This is a genomic window from Collinsella sp. LCP21S3_D3 (assembly GCF_052118305.1).
Classification (GTDB): Bacteria; Actinomycetota; Coriobacteriia; order Coriobacteriales; family Coriobacteriaceae; genus Collinsella.
Window position 1 is genome coordinate 35,255 of the sequence record NZ_JBQKHK010000016.1, and the last position, 6,000, is coordinate 41,254.

General features: G+C 57.5%; 5 protein-coding genes and 1 tRNA gene. All 6 read left to right on the forward strand.

The window, feature by feature from the left end; translation table 11 throughout:
- Window positions 1-47: 47 nt before the first annotated feature.
- Window positions 48-770, forward strand: coding sequence for a response regulator transcription factor (locus tag ACTQ1S_RS07705; protein ID WP_006236208.1), 723 nt, complete (start codon window positions 48-50; stop codon window positions 768-770).
- Between the two features lie 11 nt (window positions 771-781).
- Complete coding sequence (locus ACTQ1S_RS07710) at window positions 782-2,347, forward strand: sensor histidine kinase (RefSeq protein ID WP_441547439.1); 1,566 nt, start codon at window positions 782-784, stop codon at window positions 2,345-2,347.
- A gap of 118 nt (window positions 2,348-2,465) precedes the next feature.
- Window positions 2,466-3,344, forward strand: a complete 879-nt coding sequence (locus ACTQ1S_RS07715; RefSeq protein WP_154516897.1) for a phosphoribosylaminoimidazolesuccinocarboxamide synthase — start codon at window positions 2,466-2,468, stop codon at window positions 3,342-3,344.
- On the forward strand, window positions 3,345-3,920 hold the full coding sequence (locus ACTQ1S_RS07720) for a hypothetical protein (RefSeq protein WP_441547440.1): 576 nt from the start codon (window positions 3,345-3,347) through the stop codon (window positions 3,918-3,920).
- A gap of 93 nt (window positions 3,921-4,013) precedes the next feature.
- Window positions 4,014-5,294, forward strand: coding sequence for an aminopeptidase (locus ACTQ1S_RS07725; RefSeq protein WP_441547441.1), 1,281 nt, complete (start codon window positions 4,014-4,016; stop codon window positions 5,292-5,294).
- Between the two features lie 28 nt (window positions 5,295-5,322).
- A tRNA-Lys gene (locus ACTQ1S_RS07730) sits at window positions 5,323-5,398 on the forward strand.
- Window positions 5,399-6,000 lie beyond the last annotated feature (602 nt).

The window sequence follows — 6,000 nt, forward strand, 5'->3', positions numbered from 1 at the left end:
GTTAAAATGGGCTTGTTCTTAGCTAATTGAGACAGGGGGGCCGTGTTATGGCTTCAGATGCAAAAAAGATTCTGCTGGTCGAGGACGAGAAGGCGATCCGTGACGCTGTCGCTGCCTATCTCGAGCGCGAGGGCTACTGGGTTGTTGGCGTTGGCGATGGCCAGTCTGCGATCGAGGAGTTCGAGAAGCACCAGTTCGACCTGGTTGTGCTCGACCTTATGCTCCCCAAGATCCCCGGCGAGCGCGTTTGCCGCACTATCCGCGATACCTCGGATGTGCCCATCATCATGCTTACCGCCAAGGGCGAGATCGAGGATCGCATCATCGGCCTCGAGCTTGGTGCCGACGACTACCTGATCAAGCCGTTCTCGCCGCGCGAGCTCGTCGCCCGCGTTCGCGCCCTGTTCCGTCGTGCTCACCAGGCAGACGAGCCCGCCGTTGAGGTACTCGACTTTGGCGATCTGGTCATCGATATCTCGGGCCACAAGATCTTGGTCGAGGGCAAGGAAGTCGATTTGACCGCTTCCGAGTTTAAGCTGCTTACCACGCTTGCTCGCCATCCCGGTCGCGTCTATAACCGTATGGAACTGGTCGAGAAGGTGCTCGGCTACGACTTTGAGGGCTACGAGCGCACCATCGACAGCCACGTGAAGAACCTTCGCGCCAAGCTGGGCGACGACCCCAAGAAGCCTAAGTGGCTCTATACCGTTCACGGCGTCGGTTATCGCTTCGAGGCTCCGGCCAAGACCGATAAGTCGGACGAGAAATAGGTAAATCACATATGACACCTGCGCGCTTTGAAATCGGACAAAAGCACAAGCAGGAGAACGAGGCGGGTTCCAAGGCAAGTTGGAACACGCCTCGTTCCGATTCACGGCCGGCGATGAGCTATCCCTCGCGTATGGCTTTGGCTTTTGCCCTGACATCGCTCATGACGGTATTGGTGCTGGTGGGCGTTGTCTCCGTTGTGTGGGGTACCGTCTTTTCGGATTACACGCGCTCCAATATCGTCGAGATCGCCAATTCTGCTGCCGAAAAGCTTGCGACGTCGTATGAGGAAAACGGCAATTGGACTGCGGGCGAGCTGCGCACGGTCGCGACATCGAGCTTGGTGTCCGACGACCTGGGTATGCAGGTCGTCAACAAAAAGGGCGTTGTCGTTTATGACGACTCATGGCCTTCGGCAAGTGCGACCGCCGATGTGCGCGAGAGCGAATTGCCGTCGAGCAGCTCGAGCGGTAAAAAGGCCTCGCATAGCCCGGTCTCGTCAGCGCCCACCGACTCCGATAGCGTTGCCAACGTCGAAATCGTTACGTCCTCTGGCGAGCATGTCGGACAGGTAAAGCTATGGGCTATCGGCTCCGACGCTCTGCTCACTAAGGCAGATTCTGCGTTTAGGGAGAAGACCTTTAACGCCATGGCTCTTGCCGCGGTTGTTGCAATCTGCATCTCGGTCGTTATCGGATCGCTCGTGTCGCGCATGCTTACCAAGCCGATTCATCGTATTACGAGCACAGCCAAGCAAATTCGCGACGGCGATCTGTCTGCTCGTACGGGCTTGCGCGGCGATGACGAAATCGACCAGCTGGGTGAGACCTTTGACGAGATGGCCACCTCGCTCGAGAAAGATATGAAGCACGAAAAGCGCCTGACCTCGGATGTCGCACACGAGCTTCGTACACCGCTCATGGCCATGCTTGCAACGGTCGAGGCCATGCAAGACGGCGTGTACCCCACCGACGACGAGCATCTGGAGACGGTCGCTTCCGAGACGCGTCGCCTGGCTCGTTTGGTGCAGCAGATGCTTGACCTATCGCGTATGGAAAACAGCACGGCTCCGCTCAATCTCGAACCGGTGGACATGGTTCCGTTCGTGCGATCGATTGTGAACGGCCAGGAGCGTCTGTTTGCCGACCGTGACCTTCGCCTTCGCTTTGCAGATGAAACCCAGGGGCACGACGATGTCGTCGAGGCCGATCCCGACATGATCACGCAATGCGTCATCAACCTCATGAGCAACGCCATGCGCTACACCCCCGAGGGCGGTTGGGTCGTAGTGTCGGTGCTCAGTGGCCGCAAGCATGTCAGTATTGCCGTTTCGGATACCGGTATCGGTATTGCCAAGGACGATCTGTCGCGTATCTTCGGACGATTTTGGCGCGCCGATGCCAGCCGCGCCCGCGAAGCTGGCGGCCTGGGCGTCGGCCTCGCCGTAACTAAACAGATCGTCGAGCGTCACCATGGCTACATATCCGTGGAGTCGGAGCTTGGAAAGGGTACGACTTTTACGATTCATCTGCCCCGCGAGCACACGGCGGACGCGGCATCTACTACAATGGAGCACTAGCTTTTCGCTATTCGGTGAAGGAGGGACCGCGTCCCTGCCGCTCCGAGTTTGCGAAAACGTGCGGTAAAGAACCCGCATTTCTGTCGTATTTAGGTAAGGAGTGACTCACGTGACAACGATGGAGCGTCGTCCGGATTCCCGTGGCAAGGTTCGTGATATCTACGATGCCGGCGAAAACCTGTTGATGGTCGCCACCGATCGCATTTCTGCGTTCGACTTTATTCTTCCCGACGAAATTCCGTTTAAGGGAGAGGTGCTCAACCGTATCTCGGCGTTCTGGTTCGACAAGTTTGCCGATATCGTCCCCAATCACCTCGTCTCCATCGATCCGGCGGATTTCCCCAAGGAGTTTGCCGAGTATCGTGACTATCTCGCAGGCCGCGCCATGCTGGTTAAGAAGGCCCAGACGATTCCTATCGAGTGCATCGTCCGCGGCTATCTGACCGGTTCGGGCAAGAAGACCTACGACGAGAACGGCACCGTCTGCGGCATCCAGCTGCCTGAGGGCCTGACCGAGGCCTCTAAGCTCCCCGAGCCGCTGTTCACCCCGTCCACGAAGGCCGAGATCGGTGATCACGACGAGAATATCTCGTTTGAGCGTTGCTGCGAGATCGTTGGCGAGGACATCGCCACGCAGATCCGCGATCTATCTCTTAAGATCTACAAGGCTGCCGCCGAGTATGCAGCGACCCGTGGCATCATCATTGCCGACACCAAGTTTGAGTTTGGTGTCATCGATGGCAAGGTCACGCTGATCGACGAGTGCCTCACGCCCGACTCCAGCCGTTTCTGGCCTGCCGCCAGCTACGAGGAGGGTAAGATTCAGCCTAGCTACGACAAGCAATTCGTCCGCAATTGGCTCAAGGCCAACTGGGATATGACGGGGGAGACCCCGCATCTGCCCGCCGAGGTCATCGATGGCACGTCCGAGCGCTATCGCGAGGCCTTCCAGATCATCACGGGCTCCCAGTTTACAAGCATGAAGGAGAACGCGTAAGTGAGTACCCGTAGCGCCACGAACAAGCGCACGCAATCCCACGAGGTTACCGGGGTTGCGCGCAAGTCCGCCGCATCCGCCAAGCCAGCTCGTCAGGCAGCGAGTTCTGTTCACGTCGTGCCGGCATCATCCAAGGCACGCCGCAAGGAGCTCGAGAAGGGCGAGAGCCTCGAGGGCCTCTCTAAAGAGGAGAAGCGCGCCCGCAAGGCTAAGCGGCGCGCCAAGGAGGACCGCATCTACACGGTGTCGAGCATTCTTCTCAAGCAGGATGAGGACTACACCAAGCGCCGTCGCATCTGGTGGGCCGTGCTTACTATCGGCATGGTGCTCGTCGTGGCCATTTGGTCTTCGCTGTACTTCGCTCCCGCTGGCATGGTGTCCAGCCCCGTCCAGATGGCCGGCATTGTTTTGTCCTACATCGTCATTCTGGGTGACTTCATCTACGACTTCGTGCGCATCCGTCCCTTGCGTAATATGTATCGCGCGCAGGCCGAGGGCATGTCCGATAACAAGCTCAACGCTATTATCGAGCGCTCGGCTGCCAAAGAGGACAAGAAGGCCTCCAAGAAGAAGTAGTAGCGTTACAACCTATAGATATCGCTAAGATATAAGGCGCGTCGTTTTTTGCGGCGCGCCTTTTTACTGTCCTGTAGATAGATGGAGTGGCACATGATTCGAGCTGCCCTGACGGTCGAAGAGGCTCTGGAGGGTATGAAGTCCCTGGAGCCCAAGATTAAAAATTATGCGCGTCTCGTTGTCCGCAAGGGCGTCAACGTTAAGCCCGGTCAGGAGGTCGTCGTTCAGTCTCCCGTCGAGTGCGCGTCATTTGCGCGCGTGGTGGTTGCGGAGGCTTATGACGCCGGTGCCGGTCACGTGACGGTCATCTGGGCTGACGATGCCGTGACGAGGCTTACCTACGAGCATGTCGAGAAAAGCTATTTTGAGCAGACTCCCGAGTGGAAGCGCATGCAGCTGGATTCGTTGGCTCAGGACGGAGCCTGCTTTATCTTTATTGAGGGCACGGACCCTGCTGCCCTCAAGGGCATCGATCCCGCTAAGCCTGCCGCAGCTTCTAAGGCGAGGAACATGCAGTGTAAGGTCTTCCGCCGTGGACTGGACTACAACATTAACCCGTGGTGCATCGCCGGCGCTCCGGTCGCTGCTTGGGCGCGCGAGGTATTCCCGGGAGACGCCGATGAGGTTGCAGTCTATAAGCTGTGGAATGCGATTCTGCACACCGCTCGTGCTGATGGCCAGGACCCGGAGAGCGACTGGGAGCTCCATGACGCCACATTCGAAAAAAACCTGCGCTTCCTAAACGATAATCAATTTGATTGCCTGCACTACACCGCTTCGAATGGAACTGATCTGACGATTGGAATGACGAAAGGCCATGAGTGGGCCGGCGGCAAGGGAAAAACTCCCGACGGTCACCCTTTCTTCCCCAACATTCCCACCGAGGAGGTCTTCACCTCGCCCGATCGTATGCGCGCCGACGGCATCGTGTACTCGGCTATGCCGCTCATTCACCACGGCAATAAGGTTGACGATTTTTGGATTAAGTTCGAGAACGGCCGCGTAGTGGACTATGACGCTCGCGTGGGTAAGGCAACGCTTGCGAGCATTATTGAAACCGATGAAGGTGCTGCTCATCTGGGCGAGGTCGCGCTTATTTCCAAGAACACACCGATTCGTGAAAGCGGCATTCTATTCTACGACACACTCTATGACGAGAACGCCAGTTGTCACCTTGCGTTGGGTGTCGGTTTTCCCGAGTGCATCGAAAGCGGGTATGACATGTCCAAAGAGGAACTTCTGGAGCATGGCGTCAACGTTTCGAGCACGCACGTTGACTTTATGATTGGCACGGACGACATCGATGTTACGGGCATTACACCTGATGGACGTGAAATTGTGATTTTCCAGAACGGCCAATGGAGTTGGGAATAGTCTCAGACCGTGGTACAATGCCATCCGCGGGCCGTTAGCTCAGCTGGCAGAGCAGGGGACTTTTAATCCCAAGGTCCAGGGTTCGAACCCCTGACGGCCCACCATAGAATAGAAAAGCGACTGGCGGATGCCGGCCGCTTTTTTGTTGCCGGTGCACGGGTTCGAACCCGAAAGGGCGCGGAGCTGAGGAAACGCGTCAGCGTTTGCCAGCGCAGCGCGCGAGGCGCGGAGGCGCCGAAGCGGCCGCCCGCGCAGCGGGCGCGAACCCCTGACGGCCCACCATAGAATAGAAAAGCGACTGGCGGATGCCGGCCGCTTTTTTGTTGCCGGTGCACGGGTTCGAACCCGATCTTCTCTATATATAAGGACGCCTGGCGGCCAAAACCAGCCTTTTACCGACAGGAAACCAAAACCAGATGCCGTTAGAGTAAAGTAGCGCACCAGAGATGACCGATACCTCAACACCTATAAACCAGCTGGTCATCGCCAATACCGGAAGCCGATGCTTCAGATATGACTTCAGTGGAACAGCTGAAGGATCAATTTATTTGTGAACAAAATATGGAGTGCGTGATTCCCGCCCCCGGGGCCCCTCCGGTCTGGCAATATATCTCCTTGCCGCGCGGCCCGGTCGGACCGGATGAGACGCGCAGGCGTGCACCTTGAGAACCGGATACTGCGAGGATGGACACACCAGATGTGTCGC